The sequence below is a fragment of the Pseudoalteromonas rubra genome (genome assembly GCF_000238295.3).
GTDB classification, from domain to species: domain Bacteria; phylum Pseudomonadota; class Gammaproteobacteria; order Enterobacterales; family Alteromonadaceae; genus Pseudoalteromonas; species Pseudoalteromonas rubra.
This window is the reverse complement of the sequence record NZ_AHCD03000003.1, coordinates 1-531: the sequence shown is the minus strand read 5'-3', so window position 1 is coordinate 531 and position 531 is coordinate 1. Positions and strand designations below refer to the sequence as shown.

The window sequence follows — 531 nt, the reverse complement described above, 5'->3', positions numbered from 1 at the left end:
CAGCACCTCCATCAACTTTGACCTGTCAGCGTTTGAATTGTTTTTCACCCTCACTCGCGGCGGCACCTGTGTACTGGTCGACAATGCCCTGAGCCTGCTGACGCAGCCGGTTGAGGTTTCCCTGATTAATACGGTGCCGTCGGCCATTAAAGCCCTGTTGGAGCAGGCGGGCATTCCGGCTGGCGTGCGGGTCGTGAACCTGGCCGGTGAGCCGCTGGGTCGCGACGTGGTGAATCAGTTACTGCGCGACGGGCATTGCGAGCGGGTCTATAACCTTTATGGCCCGTCGGAAGACACCACTTATTCAACCTGTGCCTGTTTTACTCAGGAAATCGATCATGCGCCGGGGATCGGCCAGGTGATCAGCAACACCCAGGCGTTTATTCTGAATGACCAGCTGGCGCTGCTGCCGTATGGCGCAACCGGTGAGTTGTACCTGGGCGGTGACGGGCTGGCACGAGGTTACCTGAACCAGCCTGAGCTGAGTGCCGAGCGCTTTATTGATAACCCCTTTTATGACCCTGAGGTGGC

Annotated in this window: 1 protein-coding gene; it reads left to right on the top strand. The window is 58.2% G+C overall.

Annotated elements, in window-relative coordinates; genetic code table 11:
* Positions 1-531 (top strand): AMP-binding protein (locus tag PRUB_RS00020; protein WP_010387529.1); only part of this gene is annotated, 531 nt, incomplete at both ends.